At 59.2% G+C, this 1278-nt stretch carries 1 protein-coding gene; it reads left to right on the forward strand.

What is annotated here, in order from left to right; genetic code table 11:
* Nucleotides 1-98 precede the first annotated feature (98 nt).
* Nucleotides 99-1256 (forward strand): IS4 family transposase, encoded by a 1158-nt coding sequence (locus tag CO669_RS34790; protein WP_097667121.1) that lies wholly within the window; start codon nt 99-101, stop codon nt 1254-1256.
* Nucleotides 1257-1278: the final 22 nt, after the last annotated feature.

The following is a 1278-nucleotide window of genomic DNA, read 5'->3' on the forward strand; positions in this document are numbered from 1 at the left end:
TGTCCGGGGAATGATTCACTGTGACGCGGAGCATGCCCGGGTTTTCCCGGCGTGAAGCAGGTACTTTCTGGTTGTCGAGACTCAGAAAGGGGCCGGGCATGCGGTTTAGGGATAGCATTTTTGGAAGGCTGCTTGAACCGATCGATCGGCGGCAGTTTCAGGCGACTGTGGATCGTTTGGATGGCGACGCCTACGACAAGACGTTCGACAGCTGGGATCATCTTGTCGCACTGATATTTTCCCAGCTCAGTGGCGTCGGCAGCTTGCGTGCGCTTGAGGCGATCTGGAACGCTAATTCGCATCATCACTACCATCTTGGTGTCGGCAAATTGGCGCGATCGACGCTTGCGGATGCCAATGCCCGACGGCCGGTCGGTATCTTCGCAGAAGTCTTTGAGCGATTGTCTGGGCATGCCGACCGAGCGCTGAAGCGGGAAGGTGCCGAGATGCTGCGGCTGATCGATGCGACGCCGGTTCCGCTGGATCAACTCAGCACCTGGGCCGACTGGAACGGACGTACTCGCGGTCTCAAGCTTCACGTGGTTTACGATCCCGGCTCGGATCATCCGCGCCGTCTGGCGATCACGCCGTCGACGGTCAATGACGTGACACCAGCCCAGCAACTCCCGATCGAGGCCGGCGCCACCTATGTGTTCGACAAGGCCTATTGCAGTTATGCCTGGTGGACACGGCTTCACGACGCGGGGGCCTGCTTCGTCACCCGCCAGAAGAAGAATCTGCGCTTCGGAGCGACACGCTGGCGGAAGCTGCAGAAACCAAAGGAGAAGGGCTTTACGATCCTCGACGATGCCGAGGTAAAGCTCCTCAGCAGCTCCAAACTTGCAATTCCGATGCGCCGCATCCGCCTCAAACGCGATGACGGTACAAAACTGACCCTCATCACCAACGATATGAAGCGTCCGGCCATCGCGATCGCTGCCCTTTACAAAACACGCTGGCAGATCGAGCTTTTGTTCCGCTGGATCAAGCAGCACCTCAAGCTTCGCAAGTTCCTCGGCCGCTCCGAGAATGCGGTCCGTCTGCAAATCCTCGCCGCCATGATCGCCTATCTGCTGCTGCGGATCGCCGCACGCGAAAGTCGTCTCATCTTGCCGGCTATCCGCTTCGCGGGTCTTGTCGCCGCCTCGCTGTTCATACGAAAGCCAATCGCCCATATCGACCGACCTCCCAAGGTGAACCCATCCGCTGCCCGCGAAAGAGGCTCTCCCGACCAGATCAGCTTCTGTTATGCATAGACTTCCCCGGACAGCCCTGCGC

The organism is Bradyrhizobium sp. Y36 (assembly GCF_002531575.1).
Taxonomy (GTDB): Bacteria; Pseudomonadota; Alphaproteobacteria; order Rhizobiales; family Xanthobacteraceae; genus Bradyrhizobium.